We start from the raw sequence: 22038 nt of genomic DNA, 5'->3' as shown, positions 1-22038 counted from the left end.
TGCAAAAAAGCATGAAAATAGACAAAATATTGAACGAAATTGAAGAGATGGGCGATGCCCACGCGAGCAGTAGTGCAAATACTCCTCTTAGAGAGGATGCTTTTGAAAAAACAGATCAGGAGAAAGTTGATCTTATAAAAGAGGACGTTAAGAACATCCTTGAAACATTAGGTCTTGATCTTACTGATGACAGTTTAAAAGGAACTCCACTTAGAGTAGCTAAGATGTTCGTTAACGAAATATTCGCCGGACTTCATCCTAAAAGAAAGCCGAAAGCTTCTACTTTTGAAAATAAATACAAATACGGCGAGATGCTGGTAGAAAAGAATATCACGGTATATTCTACCTGTGAGCATCATTTATTACCTATAGTTGGAAGGGCTCATGTTGCCTATATTTCAAATGGTACCGTAGTTGGTCTTTCAAAAATGAACCGAATCGTAGACTATTTCGCAAAGAGACCACAGGTTCAGGAAAGGATGACCATGCAGATCGTTCACGAATTGCAGAATGTTCTGGGAACACCAGATGTTGCCTGCGTAATTGATGCTAAGCACCTTTGTGTAAACAGCAGAGGAATACGCGATATCGAAAGCAGCACGGTGACCAGTGAATTTGGCGGAGCTTTCAAAAAGAAAGAAGTTAGAAGAGAATTTCTGGATTATATTAAATTAGACACATCGTTCTAATAAATCATAAACAACTTATTACATGGCGCTTTACCAGGAACAAAGCCTGAAACTTTATAATTCCATGAGCGGTGAAAAGGAAGTTTTCACGCCCATTAACGAAGGAAATGTAGGGATGTATGTTTGCGGACCTACCGTATACAGCAATGTGCATTTAGGTAATTGCCGGACTTTCATATCATTTGACCTGGTCTTTAGATACCTGAAGCATCTTGGATATAAAGTGCGTTATGTAAGAAATATTACCGATGCAGGCCATCTTGAAAACGATGCCGACAGCGGAGAGGACAGGATTTCCAAAAAGGCAAGGATCGAACAGATCGAACCTATGGAAGTTGTTCAAAAATATACGGTTGATTTCCATAACATCTTACAGAAATTCAATAACCTGCCGCCAAGTATCGAGCCCACTGCCACGGGACATATAGTTGAACAGATCGAGATCATTAAGACTATACTAGAAAATGGGTTTGCTTATGAAGCGAATGGGTCAGTGTATTTTGATGTATTAAAATTCAATAAAGAACATACTTACGGTAAACTAAGCGGAAGAGCGATCGAAGATATGATCGCGAACACCCGAGAGCTCCAGGCACAAAGCGATAAAAGAAATCCTCAGGATTTTGCACTTTGGAAAAAAGCAGAGCCGCAACATATTATGAGATGGCCATCTCCCTGGAGCGACGGATTTCCTGGGTGGCATCTTGAATGTACGGTGATGAGCACAAAATACCTTGGAGAGGAATTCGATATTCATGGAGGCGGAATGGACCTTAAGTTCCCCCATCACGAATGTGAGATCGCCCAGGGAGAAGCTGCCACCGGAAAATCTCCTGTAAACTACTGGTTGCATGCCAACATGCTTACCCTTAACGGTAAGAAAATGGCAAAAAGCACCGGTAACTTTATTCTTCCGGAACAGATCTTTACTGGAAATAACGATGTTCTAACCAAAGCATTTTCGCCGAACGTGGTGAGATTCTTTATCCTGCAAGCACATTACCGAAGCATACTTGATTTTTCAAGCGAAGCATTACTTGGAAGTGAAAAAGGCTTTAACCGACTTATGGAAGCTTATTATTCGGTTGAAGATCTTCCAGTTTCAGATAAAACCAGCTTTGATCTGGCAGGCTGGAAACAGTCATGCTACGACGCCATGAACGATGACTTCAATAGTCCTATCGTCATAGCTAAACTTTTTGATGCCGTTAAAACGATCAACAGTATTAAAGAAGGTTCTGTAACCATCACCGAGGCAGATAGGGAAGATTTAAAGTCTACCATGAATGCCTTTATGTTTGACATTCTTGGACTACTTGATGGTGTTTCAGAAAATGAAAATGGTGAAGAAAAGCTTACGGGAACTATCGAACTATTGATCAAATTAAGAGCTGAAGCAAGAAACAACAAGAATTTTGCTTTGAGCGATCAGATTAGAGATCAATTACAGGAAATAGGTATTCAATTAAAAGACGGAAAAGAAGGCACAACCTTTTCTGTAAAATAAATCTTATTATGCTGAACCGATGGTTAAGTAACATATTGACCGCTATTGTTCAGTTCTACAAGAAATTCATATCTCCACTTACCCCTGCTTCGTGCAGGTTTCAGCCTACCTGCTCCAGTTATATGCTGGAAGCAATAGAGCTACATGGGCCTGTAAAAGGCTTCTGGATGGGGATGAAACGAATTAGTAGATGTCACCCCTGGGGCGGTTCGGGATACGACCCGGTGCCCCGAAAATCCAGCAGCAAAACGAGCTAAAGAAAAGGCAAATATGTATATTTACGCCTAATCAAAATTATTAGTATGCTCCTTAATGCCATTCGCTGGAATCCCTCTGAAGGATTAGATCTAGGATTTTTCACTCTTCACTATTACAGCTTAATGTTTTTAATCGCCTTTACCCTTGGCTGGTATATCATGAAGGCTATTTATACAAGGGAAAATATATCTGTTGAAAAACTAGATTCCTTATTCATTTATACGGTGTTAGCTACGCTTATTGGAGCAAGATTAGGACATGTTATTTTCTATGACTGGGAGTATTTTCAAAATCACCTGTTAGAAATCTTCCTTCCGGTTCGTTTTGAACCGGAATTTGAATTCACTGGATTCAGAGGTCTTGCCAGTCATGGTGCAGCCATAGGAATTATTATCGCGATGTACCTTTATTCCAAAAGGATCATTGAAAAACCAGTCCTTTGGATACTGGACAGGATCGTGATACCGGTAGCCAGTGGAGCTATATTCGTTAGAATTGGAAATTTTATCAATTCAGAGATCATTGGAAAACCTACGAATTCAGATTACGGAATTATTTTCGAAAAATTAGGAGAGGATTTCCCAAGACATCCCGCCCAGTTATACGAATCGGCTTGTTACCTGGCCATTTTTATCATTTTATGGTTCCTGTACTGGAAAACCGAAAAACGCTTTAAGAGCGGATATCTATTTGGCCTGTTCCTTGTATTGCTATGGACGGTAAGATTCTTTATTGAATTTATTAAAGAACCACAGGTAGGAGAACGCGCGAACTGGCTCTTAAATACTGGCCAATGGCTAAGTATCCCATTCGTAATTGCCGGATTGTACTTCATGTACAGACCTGTTAAAAGAAAGACAGTATGAAAAAACGAATTTTAAGCCTTGCCTCGCTCTCTCTTTTTTTAAGTCTGAGCTTCACCTCTTGTGGCGATGATGACAAGAAAGAAGAGGTCATTGAGACCGATCCTATCACCTTCACTAAAGAAGGTGAATTATACATGATCAAGGCTTCAGGTGACACTCTGAAAAAACTGGATATAGAACTGGCTGAATCAGATTACGAACATCAAACCGGACTAATGTATCGCGAGAGCATGGAAGACGACCAGGGAATGCTTTTCGTTTACGATGATGCAAGGGTAAGAAGCTTTTATATGAAGAACACCTATATCCCTTTAGACATTATTTATTACGCTGCAGACAGCACTTTGGTGAGTATACAGAAGAATGCTACTCCAAGAGATGAAACCTCTTTACCTTCAGAAGGACCAACAAAATTTGTGCTCGAGATAAACGGAGGCCTGTCAGACGCATGGGGTGTAGAACAAGGCGATAAAATAAGCTTTAAGAAACTGGATTAATTCAGGGACAAAGTTTCCTTCAGCTCATTCTTTAAATAATGAAATCTAAAACTTAGCAGCAGGAAAACTAAAATGCTAAGGCAAAATAAGATCCAGATTTCATCAGCTGAATTTCCTTCTGAAAAAGATCCGACTGCAAGAAATAATACGGCAATTCCCGTATTCAGAATTAGCAGACAATTCAGGATGGCTTTATCTTTTTTCAGCTTCTGAACATAGGCTGATTGAGCCAATTCTTCCATTAATTCCTGAGTTGAGTGGTTCGAATGGAACTCGGAAATTCGCATTCCAAAAGATTTTACAAAATCTGTTTCCAATTCTTTCATATTGAATATGGATGGACGAATCCGAATTTTCTTCCCACTTCTTAAAATAAAAATCAGGGAATCCGGTCCTCTACCTCCTCTTCGATATTTCCATCGCAGAATTTTGCCATAATGGATTCTATAGTCAGGCTGCTTTCCAACAAGAGGCCTTTTAAGCCATTTGATGAACAAATGATCTTCACACAGCTCCAAGTGCAGCTTTCCACTGAAAAGCATATAAATAGGCGCAATTAAAAGGATAAAGCTATAGATATATACTGGATCGAACTCGATGAATAAATTAACCAGGTATGCGACTGGAAAAAGCAGCAGATAAGCCAGAACGAATCCAATGATATTAATGGTAGAGAACTCAACCTCTTTACTCATAATAAACTAATAATTTTCAGGCATTAAAAAAGGCTCTCCGATTTGGAAAGCCTTTTTTAATATATGATCCTATTACAGATTAGGCTGTAGCAGCCTCTTCTGCTTTAGGCTTTTCTTTCTTTTGAATTGAAGACTTCTTCTTCACGCTATCGAACATCACAGGAGTTGCAATGAATAGCGATGAATAAGTACCTACAATAACACCAACGATAAGGGCGAACATAAATCCTCTGATACTTTCACCTCCAAAGATGAAGATAGCAAGTAATACTACCAAGGTAGTAAGCGAGGTATTCAAAGTTCTACTAATGGTACTGTTTAAAGCAGCGTTCACTGTTTTATTCAGATCCCAGCTAGTATGCTCATTAACGTATTCTCTAATTCTATCGAACACTACCACGGTATCATTCAGCGAGTAACCAATTACGGTTAGGATTGCCGCGATAAACGCCTGGTCGATCTCCATGTTGAATGGCATCACTTTGTATAATAATGAGAAAATACCCAATACTACCAATACATCATGGAATACTGCAGTTACAGCTCCCAAACTAAATTGCCACTTACGGAAACGCAACAGGATATAAAGGAACACAACAACCAAAGAACCTAATACAGCCCAGAAAGAAGCATTCTTAATATCATCGGCAATAGTAGCTCCAACCTTCATAGATTGCATCACTCCTACCTGTTTGTCATCTGCTCCGTCAACGAACTCTTCGTAACTTAAATCTGAAGGAAGGTATGAACCTAGAGACTCATAAAGTGATCTCTGAATTTCTTCATCAACTTCAGCACCTTCTTCGTCTACCTTATATTTTGTAGTAATCTTTAATTGGTTGTCTGGTCCAAAAGTCTTTGCTTCAGCACTACCAAAAGTAGCCACAAGATCGTTCTGAACTTCAGTAGGATTTACATCATCGGCAAATCTTACGGTATAAGTTCTACCTCCAACAAAATCAACTCCCTGGTTAAGACCCTGTACAAATAAAGATCCAACACTAATTACAATAAATAATCCTGAAATTATATAGGCAACCTTTCTCTTCTTAAGGAAATCGATGTTCATGTTAGTGAACAGATTCTTGGTAAGAGAAGTAGTAAAATCTAGAGATTTTCCTTTTTTACCGTATCCATCAATGAACAATCTGGTGATGAAAATTGCAGTAAATAAAGAAGTAGCGATACCAATTAATAAGGTAGTCGCGAATCCTTTAATAGGACCTGTACCAAGTACGAATAAAATAAGACCGGTTAGACCTGTAGTGATATTCGCATCAAGAATAGAAGACAACGCATTATTGAAACCATCCTTTATGGCATCACGTTGAATTTTACCTTTAGCAAGTTCTTCTTTAATCCTTTCAAAAATAAGTACGTTCGCATCTACAGACATACCAATAGTTAAAACGATACCGGCAATACCAGGTAAAGTTAGTACTGCTCCAAGACCTGCAAGTACTCCAAAGATGAAAAGGATATTCACCACAAGAGCAACATCTGCAAAAAGACCAGCTTTACCGTAGTAAAGGATCATCCAAACCAATACAAGGATAAGAGCAATACCAAATGAATTGATACCACTATCTATAGCCTCCTGTCCTAGAGATGGACCAACAACTTCACTCTGAATAATATCTGCAGAAGCAGGTAATTTACCAGCACGTAGTACGTTTGCTAAATCCTGACCTTCTGTAATTGTAAAGTCTCCACTAATTTCACTTCTACCTCCAGAAATTGGACCAGTAGAAACACCCGGTGCAGAATAAACGATATTGTCAAGAACGATAGCGATCTGGCTTTGCTCATTAGAAGCTTTACCAGTCATATCTTCCCAGATCTTAGCTCCGGTTCCATCCATTTGCATGCTTACCGCAATACGACCTAATTGATCGTATGTTTGCTGAGCATCGGTAATAACACTACCACTTAATGGTGGCTCCATGTTACGGTTACCTTTTAATGCATAAAGACCTGTTGTTTGAGTTTCCTCATCTGCAACTCCCCATACAAACTTAGCATAACGCATTTCGCTAGGAAGTAAAGATCTAATTTGAGGATTCTGAAGATAATCCATCACTTTCGCTGTATCCTGTACTTTGAAAGTTGCGATTACCGGTCCTCCCTGGAATCCTGGAGAAACGATTAGATCGAATAGTGGGTTATTTCCAGTTTCAACTTCAGTACTGTCTGCTGAATCCGCAAGAAGCTCATCGATCTCATCATCACCTGAAGTTGCAGTTGTATCTGTTTCTTCAGTAGCATCTTCCTGAGTTCTCTTCATTTCAGCAAGCCTGTTGTTAGCCTGAACAAGGAAATTTCCTATTTCGTTGTTCTTGTAAACATGCCAGAACTCTAACTGAGCTGTACTTTGTAATAGGTTTTTAACCCTGCTGATGTCTTTTGCTCCAGGTAATTCAACAAGAATTCTTCCTGAATTTCCAAGACGCTGAATGTTTGGCTGGGTTACTCCAAATTTATCGATACGTTTTCTCAATACTTCAAAAGCTGAAGTAATAGATTCGTCAATCTTCTTTCTGATGATCGGCTCAACTTCTTCATTGCTCATGTTGAAGTTGATCTCGTCACTCAATGTTTTATTTGCAAAAATATCAGGAGATGCAAGTTTTGCATTCGGGATATTGTTGAAAGCCTCGAAGAATAGATCCACATAGTTTTCCTGACTATCGGTCTGTGCTTCGTCTGCTTCTGCGATCGCTTTTCTAAAAGCAGGATCTTTTGAATCGTTCGCCAATCCGCTCAAGATATCTCTTACGGAAATTTGAAGAATCACGTTGATTCCTCCTTTAAGGTCAAGCCCTTTGTTAAGCTCTTTGTCTTTCGCGGCATTGTAGGTAATTCCCGCAATAACTTCATCATTACCGATAGAATCCAGGTAACGGGCCTCGGCCTGGTCACGTAGTTCAGAGTAATTCTCTACATCTTCACCAACTTCCTGAACGGCAAACTCCTCAGCATTAGTTTCAACATTATTTGTTATAAACGTAAATGAAAGCTGATAAAGACATACCAGCCCAAACAAAATTGCAAAAACTTTAATCAGTCCTTTATTCTGCATTATTCCTCAAATTATTGATTATTAGGTCTATTTTAAAAACGGACAAATATAGGACTTCAATTATCAAATCCCAATATTTTTTTTTGGATAATTTTAACTTTTAAATCCAACAAAAAAGCCACAAATACTGTGGCTTTTCATGTTATTTCTAATGGTTTTTGCTAAAAAACTACACGTCAAGTAAACCGTTGGTTTTTTTCACACCTTCAGCACTCTCCTTCATTTTTGCTTTTTCAGCATCATCCAATTGTAATTCCACAATTTTCTCCAAACCATCTTTTCCAAGAATGGCCGGTACACCAATACAAAGGTCTTTAAGACCATATTCTCCATCCAGTAAGGCTGAACATGGGAACATTTTCTTCTGGTCACAAGCAATGGCCTGTACCAGACCAGACACTGCAGCTCCAGGAGCATACCAGGCACTGGTTCCTAAAAGCTTGGTAAGCGTTGCTCCACCAACTTTAGTATCTTCAGAAACCTGATTCAATCTGTCTTCAGAAAGAAAAGCAGTAACGGGAACAGAATTTCTTGTAGCAAGTCTTGTTAATGGCACCATTCCGGTGTCACTGTGACCACCAATCACCATTCCGTCTACGTCTGAAGGAGGACATTCTAAAGCCTCACTAAGTCTGTATTTGAAACGGGCGCTATCTAAAGCTCCACCCATACCAATGATCTTGTTCTTAGGAAGACCGGTAGTTTTATGAACTAAATAAGTCATGGTATCCATTGGATTACTTACCACAATAAGGGTCACATTTGGAGAATGTTTAATAAGGTTTGAAGAAACCTCTTTTACGATCCCCGCGTTGATCCCGATAAGTTCTTCCCTGGTCATTCCAGGTTTACGCGGAATCCCACTTGTGATCACCGCGATATCACTATCAGCAGTTTTAGAATAATCGTTAGTACTTCCTGTAATTTTTGTATCGAAGCCATTAAGAGTTGCGGTTTGCATAAGGTCCATTGCTTTACCTTCAGCATAACCTTCTTTTATATCCAGCAACACAACTTCTGAAGCAAAATTTTTGATGGCGACATATTCGGCACAGCTGGCACCAACGGCACCTGCTCCTACTATAGTAACTTTCATGTTAAAATATTATTTGATTTCTATTAATATTGACTGCGAAATTACGAATAATGAGGCAGTAATAATAATAAGGAATGGTTAAATCAAAGAGTCCTTATAATATAAAGTGAAGTCCAAGATTTAAATTCACGAATTTCCCGGCAGTCGCCATGGTGGAAATTTTGAATCTTTCGAAATATAGGTTGAATCCAATATCTCCCTTGAATTGAGCTTCTTTATCATTTAAAGTTGCAATTTCTGAATTCACAAGGCCTAGAGCAATTCCATCGCCACCAAATTCATATTCGAAATCAGACTGCGCCACACCAAAAGCACCAAAAACCTCGAAATTCTCATATTTTTTGGAAGCCATAACCTCTGCCAGCCAAACGCCAGCACTAACATCTATTAGATCCAGATTTACAAGATTCGGGACACTAATTTGCTCAAACTCATATTTCACGTCAAATAGATCATATGCGACAATTGCCGCCAACTGGAAATCATCTTCTTTATTAAATCTAAAATGCTGACTAATATTATATTTTAATCCAGCTCCGTAAGTACTGAACTGAGATCCATCTATTTCCAATTCAGGTAAAGCTCTCACGCCAATTTGAAAACCGTAAGGCAATCCAACCGAGACCTGTGCAAATGGATAAAAAAGAGCCCCTTTATCAATACCCTCAATTGCCTGAAAACTAAACTCTTCTCCCATAAAAGACCCTTTGAACATTACATTTGAATCCTTCCCAAATGCTGTAGGCAATAAGGCTCCACGATCTCCATCGTTAATTGTCAGGTTCTGAAAGTCATTGTTGTTAACAGTGAATTCCTTTTTACTGGATGGCACTAACAATCCGTTACCGTGCAAAGAAACATCAACTTTCCATGGCTCAAGTGCCCTGGCAGATGTAAACCAGCTTGCGGTAGCCTGGTAGGCAGCACTTTCTGATGCCGGGCTTGCGAAACCATCGGCAAGGAAAAGGAGATCCTGTATGATTTCCTGTCCCTCTTCAGGAACGATTTGCGAAAAAGTATTTTGAACGAAAAATAGGGCTGTAAGTAGAATTAATTTTCTGAAGCTTCTCACGGTGACTTAGGTTTAGGTGGAATAAAAATAGTAAAATTTAGTTTTCGAAATTATTTGTAAGTAAAAAACCCACACTTAATAGTTTAGGTGTGGGTCTTTTAATAAATATTCTAGTGAAGATTACGCATCGATATTGGCATACTTTGCGTTCTTTTCAATAAACTCCCGTCGTGGCGGAACCTCATCTCCCATTAGCATTGAGAAGATCCTATCGGCCTCCCCACCATTATCAATATTCACCTTTCTTAGTATCCTGAATTCTGGATCCATAGTGGTATCCCAAAGCTGCTCTGCGTTCATCTCCCCAAGACCCTTATAACGCTGGATCTGAACTCCCCCGCTATATTCGGCCGCTATTTCATCACGCTCTTTTTCGTTCCACGCATAACGCTTCTTCTGTCCCTTTTTCACAAGGTAAAGTGGTGGCGTAGCAATATAGATATGACCATTCTCGATCAACTCCCTCATGTATCTAAAGAAGAAAGTAAGGATCAAAGTTTCAATGTGGCTACCATCAACGTCGGCATCACACATAATCACGATCTTATGATATCTTAGCTTCGAAAGGTTTAGCGCTTTGCTATCATCTTCAGTACCTATAGTAACCCCAAGGGCGGTATAGATATTCTTAATTTCCTCGTTATCAAAAACCCTGTGAGACATGGCCTTTTCAACGTTAAGGATCTTACCTCTAAGCGGAAGTATCGCCTGGAACTTACGATCTCTACCCTGCTTGGCCGTACCACCTGCCGAGTCTCCCTCGACAAGGAATACTTCACATTGTGCAGGATCCTGCTCAGAGCAGTCAGATAATTTCCCAGGCAAACCACCAACACTCATGGCAGTTTTACGCTGAACCATTTCACGGGCTTTTTTCGCGGCATTTCTAGCCTGCGCAGCAAGTATTACTTTTTGAACGATGGTCTTGGCATCATTCGGGTTTTCTTCTAAATAATTCTCAAGCATTTCTGAAACTGCCTGAGAAACAGCTGAAGTTACCTCACGGTTACCCAGCTTGGTTTTGGTCTGTCCCTCGAACTGAGGTTCAGCCACCTTAACCGAAATAATCGCGGTAAGTCCTTCACGGAAGTCATCACCGGTAATTTCAAATTTCACTTTATCCAGTAAACCAGACGCATCAGCATATTTCTTAAGAGTGGTCGTAAGACCTCTTCTAAATCCTGACAAGTGAGTTCCACCCTCGTGAGTATTAATGTTATTTACATAAGAATGAAGGTTCTCGTTGAAGGAGGTATTATAAACCATCGCTACTTCAACAGGAATATCATTCTTCTCACCTTCCATAGAGATCACATCTCCAATGATAGGCTCACGGTTACCGTCTAAAAATTTTATAAACTCCTTTAAACCTTCTTCAGAATGGAAGTCATTATGAACATATTCACCATTATCTTCCTTATTCCTTTTATCGGTCAGGCTAATACGAATACCCTTATTCAGATAAGCCAGCTCACGCATACGGCTTGCTAAAGTATCGTAGTTATACTCAAGAGTTTGCTGGAAAATACTTGGATCTGGCTTGAAGGTAACAATAGTACCGCTCAGTTCTGTCTCTCCAGTTGGCTTTACAGGATAAAGCGGTTTACCCAGCTCATACTCCTGTTGCCATATTTTTCCATCCCTATATACTGTTGCAGTTAGGTGTTCTGAAAGTGCGTTCACACAACTTACCCCAACCCCGTGAAGACCACCGGAAACTTTATAGGAATCTTTATCAAATTTACCACCTGCACCAATCTTGGTCATTACCACCTGTAATGCAGATACGCCTTCTTTTTTATGAAGATCTATAGGAATTCCCCTACCGTTATCTTCGGTAGTGATGGAATTATCCTCATTGATCGTAACTTTAATATTATCACAGTGTCCCGCAAGCGCCTCATCGATCGAGTTATCAACAACTTCGTATACCAAATGATGCAGTCCTCTAACGCCTGTATCTCCAATATACATTGAAGGTCGCATACGAACATGCTCCATGCCTTCCAGTGCCTGAATACTGTCGGCTGAATAATTATGTTTCTTAGCTTCTTCGCTCATATATATGCTAATTAATTTCGTCTATTTTGGATAACGAACAAATATAACAATTCGCATATTTTTAACAGGTTGAACCAGCCTTATAACACCTTAAGTTATCAACAAATTATGTGGAAAAACCCGAAGCATTCCGGATCTCCGGAACACTTCGGGTTTAATATTTAGATTCCTACAAAAATTAAGCTTTCTGAAGCTCTTTTTTTAAGCCTGGAGCAACGTGAGTTTCGTTTGCTCTTCCACTTGGATCAAGATCTTTTTGCCATTTCGGGATCCATCTTTTTACAGTTTTTGCTGCAGAATCCTGTGGGAAATGTTTACTGAACAATTCTCTGTAAAAATAAGCCTCTTTGGTCGCCGGAGTATTCACCGGGTATTTCAAGGCTGCAGTCTCCATTTGCACGTCACTTACCTGCTTTGAAGCATAGTCAATAAGCTGATCTATCCAGTTGTATCCTACCCCGTCGCTAAATTGCTCTTTTTGACGCCATAGGACTTCTTCTGGCAAAAATGGTTCCTCCGGAGTATCAAATGCTTTTCTAAGCACATATTTTTCTACACCATCATAAGTTACCGGCATTTTTTCTTCAGGCACCATTTCCATGGCGGTCTTTAAAAATGCTTTATCCAGGAATGGAACTCTGGCCTCCAAGCCATGAGCCATCGTAGACTTATCTGCTCTTAAACAATCTGCCGTGGCCAGTCTCTGAACCCTTCTAATGGTTTCTTTCTGAAATTCTTCGGCAGAAGGAGCGTTCTTGAAATATAGATATCCTCCAAAGATCTCATCTGATCCTTCTCCAGAAAGTACCACCTTGATCCCTTTTTCAGCAATCGCTTTAGAAAGGAAATACATCGGTGTACTTGCTCTTATTGAAGTAACATCATAGGTTTCCAGATGCCAAACCAATTTGCTTAATATTTCGATCCCTTCTTCAACTGTAAAATGGATCTCATGATGCTCTGTTCCCAGGAACTCGGCTACTTTTCTAGCAGCAATAAGATCTGGAGCTTCAGAATCAAGGCCTATTGAGAAAGAATGCAGTTTTTGACCTGAATCTTTCATTAAGCGCGCTGCAATAGAAGAAGTAAGGGAAGAATCCAAACCTCCACTCAAAAGAACTCCTAAAGGCACATCTGCCATCAATCTTTTTCTGGTCGCCTCGATAAGGCTTTCCCTCAATTTGGTAAGATCTGCCGGCTGAACCGCCTTTTCAGACTCAAACCAATCTGGCGTATAGTATCTCACGAAGCCTGTTTGAGGTGTATAATAGTGTCCCGGAGGAAATGCTGAGAATTCCACACAAGTATCCACAAGAGCTTTCATTTCGCTAGCAAACCACATGGCACCGGATTCATCTGTACCAAAGTAAAGTGGCTTAACCCCAATTGGATCTCTTCCCACGATAAAATCATCTCCATCTATAATTACAAATGAAAAGACCCCATCCAGCATATCCACAAAATCATAACCGTACTTCTCGTAAAGGTGCACGATGACCTCTGAATCTCCAGTGGTTCTGAAAGAGTGATCCTTTAGTTCATTATTTCTAAGAGCCATGTGGTTATAGATCTCCCCGTTATGGATCATCCAGGCCGAACCAGTTCCCTGGATTGGCTGAATTCCCGTAGTAAGATCTACGATTGAAAGACGCTCGTGCGAAAGCACGTGTCCTTTTTCAGTAATTTTTAATCCGCTTTCATCGGGACCTCTGTGAGACATTCTCTTAGAAAGGCTGCTTATTTTTGCCGCTTCAATGTCTTTTCCGATAACTGCTAAAATTCCACACATGACTTATATTGTTTTTAATTACAATACAAATATGTAGTTATACTTCTCTTTATAAAACATAAAAAGCTACTTGACTTAATTTCATAAAGTTTTTTAAGAATAATAAATACCGAATGAAATGAAATACAGGAATAATCTACAAAATTCTTTCATTCGTAAATCTGTATAAATTTTAACAGCAACTTTGTTCTTTTTTAACAAATGCTACAGAAGTCAACCGTTATCTTTAATGCAAACTAAAACTAATTACGAAAGTCATGAAAAAGCTTATAATAGGAGGAATTGGAATCCTTTGTTTGTTTATTTCCAACCCGGTGAATGCACAGGACGAAGACAAGGTAAATTTCTCCAAGGAAGAATTGAAATTTTCAAAAATGGATGCCAGTCCTATGGACCTGGCGATGTACAAAGACCAGAACGATAAAGCCGTTGCCAGAGTGATCTACAGCAGACCTCAGAAAAGAAATCGTGAGATCTTTGGAAAACTTATCCCTTACGGGGAAGTGTGGAGAACCGGAGCTAACGAGGCGACGGAAATTACCTTTTACGAGGATATGAAAATTGCAGATGCCGTAGTTAAAGCGGGAACTTACACTTTGTATACTATTCCAGATGAAAAAGAATGGACGGTAATTTTAAATAATAAGACCAACACCTGGGGAGCTTATGAATATTCTTCTAAAGAAGATAAAGTAAGAATCAATGTACCCGTGAGACAAGCTCCAAATACCATTGAGTCTCTATCAATGGCATTCCAGGAATCTAATAACGGTGCAGATCTTTTGATCGGCTGGGATGATAGTTATATCAAAGTTCCTTTTGAAACTGTAAAGTAACTGAACCAACGTACAAATGAAAAACGCCCTTAAAGGGCGTTTTTTTTATGGAATATTGAGATATTTATGTGTTTGCAATGAAACCTTCCATTTTGGATTTTTCATTACATAATCTACAATTAAAGGGATCATCTTTTCGCGATTACTCCACTCAGGTTGAAGGTATAAGATGCAATTATCACTAACTAAAGCCGCCTGCTCTTCAGCAAACTTAAGATCGTGCTTATTAAAAACGATCACTTTTAGTTCATTTGCCAGTGGATAAATTTCCGGTTTTGGAAGCTTGATCTTTTTAGGAGATAGACAGATCCAGTCCCAGGTTCCGGTTAGATCATAAGCGCCTGAAGTTTCAATATGAATATCGCAGCCTTTATTTTTCAAATTTCCGGTCAATTCGGTCATATCCCAGGTAAGCGGCTCACCTCCCGTGATCACTATAGTTTTACTATACTTCGTAGCATTTTCAACGATCTGGCCAACATGTGTAGGTGGGTGCACCTCAGCATCCCAGCTTTCCTTTACATCGCACCAGTGACAACCCACATCACAACCACCGATCCTTATAAAATAGGCCGCGGTTCCCTTGTGATATCCTTCACCCTGTATGGTATAGAATTCTTCCATTAACGGAAGCATAATTCCTCTATCTACCAACTCTTTTGTCTCTTCTGAAATCATAGCGTGCAAAGATAAGCAAACTATATCATCTGGAATACTTAAGCCAATCTGAATAAAATCTACCTCCCTATTTATAAATAAGCGTGTTCCTTATCTGGCTCTCTGCTTTATTGGGATCTACCAGGAATCCATTAATAACAGCATATTCTACCTCTCCATTTTCATATAGAAAGAAATTAGCATCCTTTCCTGGTTGTAAACCTTTATTCACTTCAAAATCTTCGGAAACAAGGTTCAAAGGAAAATTGGAATACTTATTATCTAACATGGAAGCCTCTACTTTTACATATGCATATCCTTGCTGTAATAATTTACCTGCATCAAGCTGCTGAAGCTCATTTTCAGAATTGATCTTATTGGCATAAATCTTCCCGTATTCCAGGCTCATGCCACTGGCATCAATCTGCTTATAACCATAACTGGTGGAAAGATCCCCCTGATCTACTATTCTTCCGGAATAATAAAATTCTGAATTCCCTTCGAGATCATTTTCAGAGCGATTAACGCCTAAATCAAGAACGTAGGGTTTTCCGTTTAATTCATAGGTCAATCCCTTCAATTTAAGATCGAACAACATCCTGTCGTTATTAGGGATATTCTCATATGCTGAAATGTCTTCGGCCTTATAACTTTCAGACGCGATAGCTTTTAAAGCGGATAGAATACTTACAAAATTGAGTTTTCGAATCTCCTGTTTTTCCGGATCTTCTGGATAACCTCCAGATTCAATAAGAATAGTGCTGGTGCCCCACCTCTGGATATTATCACCAAAGGCTCTTGGTTCGAAATCATCATTATAACGTCCTACCTGGCCTGGAGCAAATTGCTGTAGAACCTCGTTCATTTTCACGATCACCTTCATCGCATTTCCCCGAACCTCATTTATTTCCTTTTCATAATTATAGGCCGGTGCTAAAAATGAGATCGTTGCTGGTTTTTCGGTTCTTTCAGCATTATAATATTTACTCTGGTCGTGAAGATTGAAACCAAAATCGGCATCGAGGCTATCCCTGATTCTTTTTAAAGTTTTGGCTTCAGGAGATTGTAATCTTAAGGCATCACGGTTCACATCTATACCAAGAGCGTTGCGACGGGTGAATTTTTCAGCTCCATCTGGATTAAGCATGGGCAGAAAATGAATGCGTAAATTCTTCAATATCTCCTCCTTTTCTGATTGAAATTCATCTGAATTGAAAAAATTGAGAATATCAAAAATTGCCATGGTTGCAGTAGATTCATCGCCATGCATTTGTGACCATAGAAATACATCTGTATCACCACTACCTAAACTAATAAGATGAAGACTGCGTCTTTCGATCGACTCGCCTACCTTCTGGATCTGCAGATCTTTATCAGACTCCAGATCTTCCAGCAGCGCAAGCACATTTTCATGTTTTATTCTTCTTTTAGTGATAGACTCTTCCTTAAAATCGGAATAGTTTTCAAATAACTTTTCTGCAAATGCGTCCTTTTGAGCAGAACTTCCGGCCGTCATTAAAAGTCCTGCGACCAGCCATAAAACTTTTTTCATAATTTTTATTTTGAGGGAACTTCCTTAAAGTTCCTGTTCTTTGTTGCTTCTCTAACCTTTTTCATGAATTCTGTTCCGGGATCGGTTTTTTCAGTCCTGTAACCGGCATCCTTTTCCAACCATAACTCATGACCTTCAAAATTGGTGTATTCGTAATGACCAATCAAATATTCGATATCATATTTATCACTTAAATAATTTACCAGCCAGATATTGGCTTTTAGCTGAGCATCGGTTAAGGGAGTGTCATTAGTTCCCCCAACATTTTCCACGCCGATCGCGACATGGTTTAGACCGATCACGTGCCTGGCCATAGTAGTTTCCGGCATCAACCGATAAATCGTTCCATCCCTGTCTACTAAAAAATGAGAAGAAACATTCAGTTGACTGGCGCCTGAGATAGCCTCCCGGGATTGTGGCAATTGTGATCTTTTAAAGGCATTAAAAGAACCTTCGAGTGTTGGGATCGCCGTCCAGTGCAGAACAATCATCTTAGGTTTTATCGCGGGACTATCCCTATCTAAACCATAGCGCTCATTCATGTATTCCAAAGTAAGATCGATGCGGTCCTGCTCAAAGTCTATAGGCCGGTCTACGATCCTGGAACTTTTACATGATAAAAGACTTAAACCCAAAATTGCGGCAAAAATCAAAATCTTAATATTCTTCATATATGGAGCTTTAAAACAAAAAAAGCCCCGACATAGCGGGGCCTTAAATTTAATTATTTCCTATTCATCCCAGAAGATTGCATCCAGTAAAGTAACATCTGGAACATTACTTCCATTTCTACTTATTTCAGAATCTGGATAAGCCAGTCTTCTAATGAACATTCCGTTAAGATCCGGGTTCAAATTCTCCGGAAGATCGAAATCTTCATAGTTATAATCATAACGGCGTGCGTCTACCCATGCTTCAGGGTTCAGGAACATAGCCACCCACTTTTCTTTGAAGATATCATCGATGGTAAAACTATCTACGCCCATGCTAACTTCAGGAGAACTGATATACTCTTCAATCTCAGACGACTCAACTCCTATTTTATTCATATGAGCTCTAATTCCGTCCAGATATGCCTGGTAAGATCTCGCTTTATCGATACCAAATGCCGCTTCAGCCTCAATAAATTTCTGCTCTGCATAGGTTCCCAATAATAATGGTCCCTGGCGGGTAGTATAAAAATCACCTTCTTCCAAAACAGATCTCGCGCCCTGCTCGGGTGCATCTCCTCTACCAGCTCCATTTACGGTTCCTATATATTCTCCATCATCTGTAGCTCCAACCATCAAAGGTAATCTTGGATCTTCCACTCCAAAAGTGGTACCGTCTAATGCCTGGATAAATTGTTCAGAGATCCATCCACCAAGGAAAAGATTGGCGTTATCTATAGCCACATCTGCCCATGGATTGAACTGTTCTGCGAAATATTCCAGTTGTGCATCGTCTTCGTTACCGTCAAAACCATTACCTACAGCAGCAAGTACGGCGGTTGGATCATAACTACTGGTTTCACTGTAATGATTAAGATATCTCGCCTTCAACATATAAGCGAATTTTATCCAGTTCTCGGCATTACCACCATAGATAAAATCATCATCACCTATAGAAGCGTTGGTTTCTGCGGAAAGGTTTGCAATACCAGCATCCAGAAGCCCCAAAACTTCTTCATATAACTGGGCATCGTCATCATAAGAAGGTGTAACCGTCACAAAATTGAAGGCTTCGCTGTAAGGAACCTGTCCCCAGGCATCTACCGCCATTCCAAGATTGTAAGCCATAAGAATCTGTCCCACACCTTCATAATGATTTGCCTCTTCTGCCTGAGCCTGAAGGATCATATCATTAATATCTGTCATCACATTATAAAGCGCTCCCCAGGTTCCGCTATAACTAACCGGCTCCATGATATCTGAAGAACTCGCCGCATTGGGAGATGCCAGGTACTGAACGTAATTAGTTGCGATATCCCCCATCCTGAAGGTATTCTGTGAGGATTCGTAAGTTGAATTCACCATTAACCCAGCCAGTGGTGCCTCGGTAGGGTTATTGGGATTGTCATTAATATCGAGATAATCGTCGCAGGATATAAAGCTGAAAGCAACTGCGAGGATCACGTATTTGTATTTTTTGATCTTAAATTTCATATCCAAAATTTTTAAATTTTAAAGTCCAAGGTTAAGGGTAAAGAAATAGCTTCGAACACCCGGGTAACCCAGTCCTGTTAAACCAGTTGCATTTCCTCCTGCTCCCGAGCTAAAAGATTCAGGATCGAATCCATCCCAGGGAGTATAAAGAATAATATTATTTGCAGCTACAGAAATCCTTGCCGACTCAAAAGGCAATACTTTCAATACATTATCCTGGAAATTATATCCAAGGGTTATGTTTCTTAGCTTGATGAAAGCTGCATCCTGCACAAAATTCTCACTTACAGTACGGTAAGTATTTCTATAGAATCCTGCTCCATAGTTTCTTCCATCTGGTCCTTCTCCCTGTCCTAGCCAAACTTGCTGAGTATTTGGAGATCCGTCTGCATTTACACCATCAAACACAATAGTTTCGTTTCTGTTTAAAGTATATTTTGCGATACCAAAAGCAGAGAAGAAGTTGTCATATTGATTGTACTGGTCTACTCCCGCTCTGAAATCTACAAGGAAAGAAAAATCGAAACCTTTAAAACTAAAATCGTTCTTTAAACCGCCAATCCATTTGGGAGTGGTATTCCCCAACACCAATTGAGTACTGTTTCTAGATGGGAATCCATTCTCTCCTATTATTATAGGTAAACCTTCATTTAGGTAGATGCTATTTTCATCTGCTCCAAACCTTGAATAGCTGGTTCCAAAAATATTACCGTATGGTTCACCTTCCAGTAATTTGATGGTTACCGAAGAACCTCCATAACCAAACTGACTTCCTACTACGATCTCTTCTATTCCTTCTCTAATACTTTTAACCTCATTCTGGTTGTAAGAAGCATTAAAGGAAACATCCCATCTAAAGTTCTCGCTTTTAATTGGTGTTCCTCTTAAAATGAATTCCCATCCAGTGTTTTCAATTTCTCCCGCATTAGTTACAAAAGTTGAGAAACCTGCACTCTCACTTACCGGAACTGGAATGATCTGATCTTTACTATTCGATTTATACCAGGTAACATCTAAACCTAACCTGTTCTCAAAAAACCTAAGGTCTGTACCAAATTCTATCGCAGTGGTTTTTTCAGGTTTTAACCCAAGATCTCCAAACTGGCTGAATCTCGTAAACCCTACCTGTCCTCCTAAAGGATAAATTGAAGGTGAAGAATAGGTTTGCCCAATTAGATATGGATCTGTATCCTTACCTACCTGTGCCCATGAACCTCTAAGCTTACCGAAAGTAAACCAGTCTCCCTGTTCAAAGCTTTCAGTAAATACATATCCCAGGTTCACTGAAGGATAGAAAAAGGAATTATTACCTATTGGTAAAGTAGAGGTCCAGTCATTTCTTGCGGTTACATTCAGGAATAGAGTTTCATCATAACTCATCATAAGGTCTCCATAAACCCCCACAAGTCTTCTTTTTCTCTTATCCTGTGAAGTTGAGATCTGGCTGGCATAACTTAGATCATAAAATTCAGGAATTACAAAATTCTCACCTGTAGCATCCAGTCTTTCATAGTCTCTTTCAAAAATGTCATTACCTACACGAAGGGTAGTATTAAATTTTTCTGTCCAGTCCTTTTTAAGAGTAACAAAAAAGTTGGAGTTGATGTCACGGCTGTTGATCCTGGTCTCACGAATAAATCCAGTAGAACTTAGCGGATTTTCTCCATCTATTCCCATTGGGCCGGGAGTGACCTCTGTCCTTTTATCACTGTAATAATCTGTACCTATTAAATAGGTAAGGTCCAACCACTCTGCAGGGCTATAAGTAAATCTTAAATTTCCTACGGTTCTATTCACCTCATCCTCGAAAGTACTAAAGCGAGCATCATAGATAGGGTTGGTATTGCCATAGGTTTTCATGGTTCCGTCTGGATTGATATAATCCTCTACATCGTGGTTAGGCGCCCAGTAAACCAAACGCTCCATAAAACGATCGTGAGGAACACGATTACCACCAGATACACTATAATTGATATTTCCTGAAAACTTAAATTTCTCACTGAACTTTACTTCTCCACTTAATTTAGCTGAAGTTCTGGACCAGTCGCTAAAAGGGATCACCCCTTCCTGATCAAGTTTCCCGATCGAACCGTAAAAAGTAGCATTCTCGCTACCTCCGGAAATACTTACGTTATTATCGAACTGAGTACCTTTTCTCATGGCATCAGACCAAATGTCGTAGAATCTAACATCAGGATCTATCTGGTTGATCTCTTCCATGGAAGGTCCCCAGTTAGGCCAGAATGATTCTGGGTCATAATTACCAGAAAATCCCTGTCCATAAGTTTCCTGGAATTCAGGAAATTGATTGATCTCATCAAAACCTACCGAGCTGTTCAAATTAATTCTAACTCTTCCGGCTTTTCCTTTTTTAGTGGTGATGATCACCGCTCCATTCGCTGCTCTAACACCATATAACGCAGTTGCCGCAGCACCTTTAAGAATGTTAAGGGACTCAATATCATTAGGGTTAATATCGGCAGCCCTATTGGAAAGTCCACGAGGCGTACCGGCAGACTCTATTGTAGAGTTATCTATAGGCACCCCATCTATCACAAATAATGGTTGGTTGTCTGCATTAGGATCTAAAGAGTTAACCCCTCTAATAATGATCCTGGCACTCATCCCGGGAGCACCACCCGAATTGGTCACCTGAACCCCAGCTGCCTGCCCCTGTAAAGCACTTACCAGGTTTTGCTGTTTAGTTTTGGTGATCTCTTCAGAACCTATCTCCTGCACCGCATATCCCAGGGATTTCTTTTCCTGTTCGATACCGAATGAAGTCACTACAACCTCATCCAGACTTTCCAGATCCTCCACCAGGCTCACATCGATAGTTGATTGCCCCGTAAATGAAACCTCCTGCTTCTCATACCCAACAGATGAAAACACCAGAACCTCGCCTGGAGCTACATCTATTTGATAGTTACCTTCAAAATCGGTAGTTGTACCTCGATTAGTACCCTTGATCAACACATTTACTCCAAATAGTGGTTCACCAGATTCAGACCCGGTTACTAAACCACTCACAGATGATTCCTGTGCGAACAAGGATGCAAATTGAAAAACAGCCAAAATGGCTATTAACGTAGTTTTTAATTTCATACCTTATTTGTTAATTAATTGTGAATGAAGTTTAAATATAAAACATCTATTTTTATAAAAGTTCATTATCTTATTAAAATATTTAACAATTATCAACCATCTTTGAACATTATATAACTATAACCTATCTTTTTA

Annotated in this window: 17 protein-coding genes; 6 read left to right on the top strand and 11 right to left on the bottom strand. The window is 39.7% G+C overall.

Annotated elements, in window-relative coordinates; translation table 11 throughout:
• The first annotated feature begins 11 nt into the window (after positions 1-11).
• Genes folE through C8P64_RS12265 form a run of 5 tightly spaced genes read left to right on the top strand, consistent with a single transcriptional unit; the run spans position 12 to position 3817 of the window.
• Positions 12-689 (top strand): GTP cyclohydrolase I FolE, encoded by a 678-nt coding sequence (gene folE / locus C8P64_RS12285; protein WP_108172383.1) that lies wholly within the window; start codon positions 12-14, stop codon positions 687-689.
• 22 nt (positions 690-711) lie between these two features.
• The gene (gene cysS / locus C8P64_RS12280; RefSeq protein WP_108172382.1) at positions 712-2196 is read left to right on the top strand and encodes a cysteine--tRNA ligase; all 1485 of its coding nucleotides are present in this window, start codon (positions 712-714) and stop codon (positions 2194-2196) included.
• 8 nt (positions 2197-2204) lie between these two features.
• A complete protein-coding gene (gene yidD, locus C8P64_RS12275; RefSeq protein ID WP_108172381.1) occupies positions 2205-2453 on the top strand; it encodes a membrane protein insertion efficiency factor YidD in 249 nt (82 codons plus the stop codon).
• A 45-nt stretch (positions 2454-2498) separates the two neighbouring features.
• Positions 2499-3320: a prolipoprotein diacylglyceryl transferase gene (gene lgt, locus C8P64_RS12270; RefSeq protein WP_211307619.1), complete on the top strand. Its 822-nt coding sequence runs from the start codon at positions 2499-2501 to the stop codon at positions 3318-3320.
• A complete protein-coding gene (locus tag C8P64_RS12265; protein ID WP_108172379.1) occupies positions 3317-3817 on the top strand; it encodes a DUF192 domain-containing protein in 501 nt (166 codons plus the stop codon). Before lgt ends, C8P64_RS12265 begins: the two co-directional genes overlap by 4 nt.
• On the opposite strand, the gene C8P64_RS12260 is transcribed toward C8P64_RS12265, so the two are convergent.
• The 6 genes from C8P64_RS12260 to asnB form a co-directional block, all read right to left on the bottom strand.
• Positions 3814-4512 (bottom strand): hypothetical protein, encoded by a 699-nt coding sequence (locus tag C8P64_RS12260; protein WP_108172378.1) that lies wholly within the window; start codon positions 4510-4512, stop codon positions 3814-3816. The two genes, C8P64_RS12265 and C8P64_RS12260, sit on opposite strands and share 4 nt — an antisense overlap.
• 79 nt (positions 4513-4591) lie before the next feature.
• A complete protein-coding gene (gene secDF, locus C8P64_RS12255; RefSeq protein WP_108172377.1) occupies positions 4592-7591 on the bottom strand; it encodes a protein translocase subunit SecDF in 3000 nt (999 codons plus the stop codon).
• 169 nt (positions 7592-7760) lie between these two features.
• Positions 7761-8687 (bottom strand): malate dehydrogenase, encoded by a 927-nt coding sequence (gene mdh / locus C8P64_RS12250; RefSeq protein ID WP_108172376.1) that lies wholly within the window; start codon positions 8685-8687, stop codon positions 7761-7763.
• A 94-nt stretch (positions 8688-8781) separates the two neighbouring features.
• Positions 8782-9759, bottom strand: a complete 978-nt coding sequence (locus tag C8P64_RS12245; protein WP_108172375.1) for a DUF6588 family protein — start codon at positions 9757-9759, stop codon at positions 8782-8784.
• A gap of 120 nt (positions 9760-9879) precedes the next feature.
• On the bottom strand, positions 9880-11820 hold the full coding sequence (gene gyrB, locus C8P64_RS12240; protein ID WP_108172374.1) for a DNA topoisomerase (ATP-hydrolyzing) subunit B: 1941 nt from the start codon (positions 11818-11820) through the stop codon (positions 9880-9882).
• A 178-nt stretch (positions 11821-11998) separates the two neighbouring features.
• The gene (gene asnB / locus C8P64_RS12235; protein WP_108172373.1) at positions 11999-13609 is read right to left on the bottom strand and encodes an asparagine synthase B; all 1611 of its coding nucleotides are present in this window, start codon (positions 13607-13609) and stop codon (positions 11999-12001) included.
• Between the two features lie 257 nt (positions 13610-13866).
• On the opposite strand from asnB, the gene C8P64_RS12230 reads away from it, so the two are divergent.
• Positions 13867-14445 (top strand): DUF2911 domain-containing protein, encoded by a 579-nt coding sequence (locus C8P64_RS12230; RefSeq protein WP_108172372.1) that lies wholly within the window; start codon positions 13867-13869, stop codon positions 14443-14445.
• A 45-nt stretch (positions 14446-14490) separates the two neighbouring features.
• Here the strand turns inward: C8P64_RS12230 and C8P64_RS12225 are convergent, their stop codons facing one another.
• From C8P64_RS12225 to C8P64_RS12205, 5 genes are all read right to left on the bottom strand, one after another.
• Positions 14491-15123: a 7-carboxy-7-deazaguanine synthase QueE gene (locus C8P64_RS12225; RefSeq protein ID WP_108172371.1), complete on the bottom strand. Its 633-nt coding sequence runs from the start codon at positions 15121-15123 to the stop codon at positions 14491-14493.
• Positions 15124-15190: 67 nt separating this feature from the next.
• Entirely contained in the window at positions 15191-16654 is a 1464-nt protein-coding gene (locus tag C8P64_RS12220; RefSeq protein ID WP_108172370.1) for a M14 family metallopeptidase, read from the bottom strand.
• 5 nt (positions 16655-16659) lie between these two features.
• Entirely contained in the window at positions 16660-17325 is a 666-nt protein-coding gene (locus tag C8P64_RS12215; RefSeq protein ID WP_108172369.1) for a peptidoglycan recognition protein family protein, read from the bottom strand.
• Between the two features lie 60 nt (positions 17326-17385).
• Positions 17386-18798, bottom strand: a complete 1413-nt coding sequence (locus C8P64_RS12210; protein ID WP_108172368.1) for a SusD/RagB family nutrient-binding outer membrane lipoprotein — start codon at positions 18796-18798, stop codon at positions 17386-17388.
• An 18-nt stretch (positions 18799-18816) separates the two neighbouring features.
• Positions 18817-21903, bottom strand: coding sequence for a SusC/RagA family TonB-linked outer membrane protein (locus C8P64_RS12205; protein ID WP_108172367.1), 3087 nt, complete (start codon positions 21901-21903; stop codon positions 18817-18819).
• Positions 21904-22038: the final 135 nt, after the last annotated feature.

The organism is Christiangramia gaetbulicola (assembly GCF_003054225.1).
GTDB classification, from domain to species: Bacteria; Bacteroidota; Bacteroidia; order Flavobacteriales; family Flavobacteriaceae; genus Christiangramia; species Christiangramia gaetbulicola.
This window is presented reverse-complemented; position numbering and strand designations above follow the sequence as displayed.

Bases quoted from the DNA above. Each gene is read 5' to 3' on its own strand.
- folE (WP_108172383.1), top strand. From the start codon at position 12: ATGAAAATAGACAAAATATTGAACGAAATTGAAGAGATGGGCGATGCC.
- cysS (WP_108172382.1), top strand. From the start codon at position 712: ATGGCGCTTTACCAGGAACAAAGCCTGAAACTTTATAATTCCATGAGC.
- yidD (WP_108172381.1), top strand. From the start codon at position 2,205: ATGCTGAACCGATGGTTAAGTAACATATTGACCGCTATTGTTCAGTTC.
- lgt (WP_211307619.1), top strand. From the start codon at position 2,499: ATGCTCCTTAATGCCATTCGCTGGAATCCCTCTGAAGGATTAGATCTA.
- C8P64_RS12265 (WP_108172379.1), top strand. From the start codon at position 3,317: ATGAAAAAACGAATTTTAAGCCTTGCCTCGCTCTCTCTTTTTTTAAGT.
- C8P64_RS12260 (WP_108172378.1), bottom strand. From the start codon at position 4,512: ATGAGTAAAGAGGTTGAGTTCTCTACCATTAATATCATTGGATTCGTT.
- secDF (WP_108172377.1), bottom strand. From the start codon at position 7,591: ATGCAGAATAAAGGACTGATTAAAGTTTTTGCAATTTTGTTTGGGCTG.
- mdh (WP_108172376.1), bottom strand. From the start codon at position 8,687: ATGAAAGTTACTATAGTAGGAGCAGGTGCCGTTGGTGCCAGCTGTGCC.
- gyrB (WP_108172374.1), bottom strand. From the start codon at position 11,820: ATGAGCGAAGAAGCTAAGAAACATAATTATTCAGCCGACAGTATTCAG.
- asnB (WP_108172373.1), bottom strand. From the start codon at position 13,609: ATGTGTGGAATTTTAGCAGTTATCGGAAAAGACATTGAAGCGGCAAAA.
- C8P64_RS12230 (WP_108172372.1), top strand. From the start codon at position 13,867: ATGAAAAAGCTTATAATAGGAGGAATTGGAATCCTTTGTTTGTTTATT.
- C8P64_RS12225 (WP_108172371.1), bottom strand. From the start codon at position 15,123: ATGATTTCAGAAGAGACAAAAGAGTTGGTAGATAGAGGAATTATGCTT.
- C8P64_RS12220 (WP_108172370.1), bottom strand. From the start codon at position 16,654: ATGAAAAAAGTTTTATGGCTGGTCGCAGGACTTTTAATGACGGCCGGA.
- C8P64_RS12215 (WP_108172369.1), bottom strand. From the start codon at position 17,325: ATGAAGAATATTAAGATTTTGATTTTTGCCGCAATTTTGGGTTTAAGT.
- C8P64_RS12210 (WP_108172368.1), bottom strand. From the start codon at position 18,798: ATGAAATTTAAGATCAAAAAATACAAATACGTGATCCTCGCAGTTGCT.
- C8P64_RS12205 (WP_108172367.1), bottom strand. From the start codon at position 21,903: ATGAAATTAAAAACTACGTTAATAGCCATTTTGGCTGTTTTTCAATTT.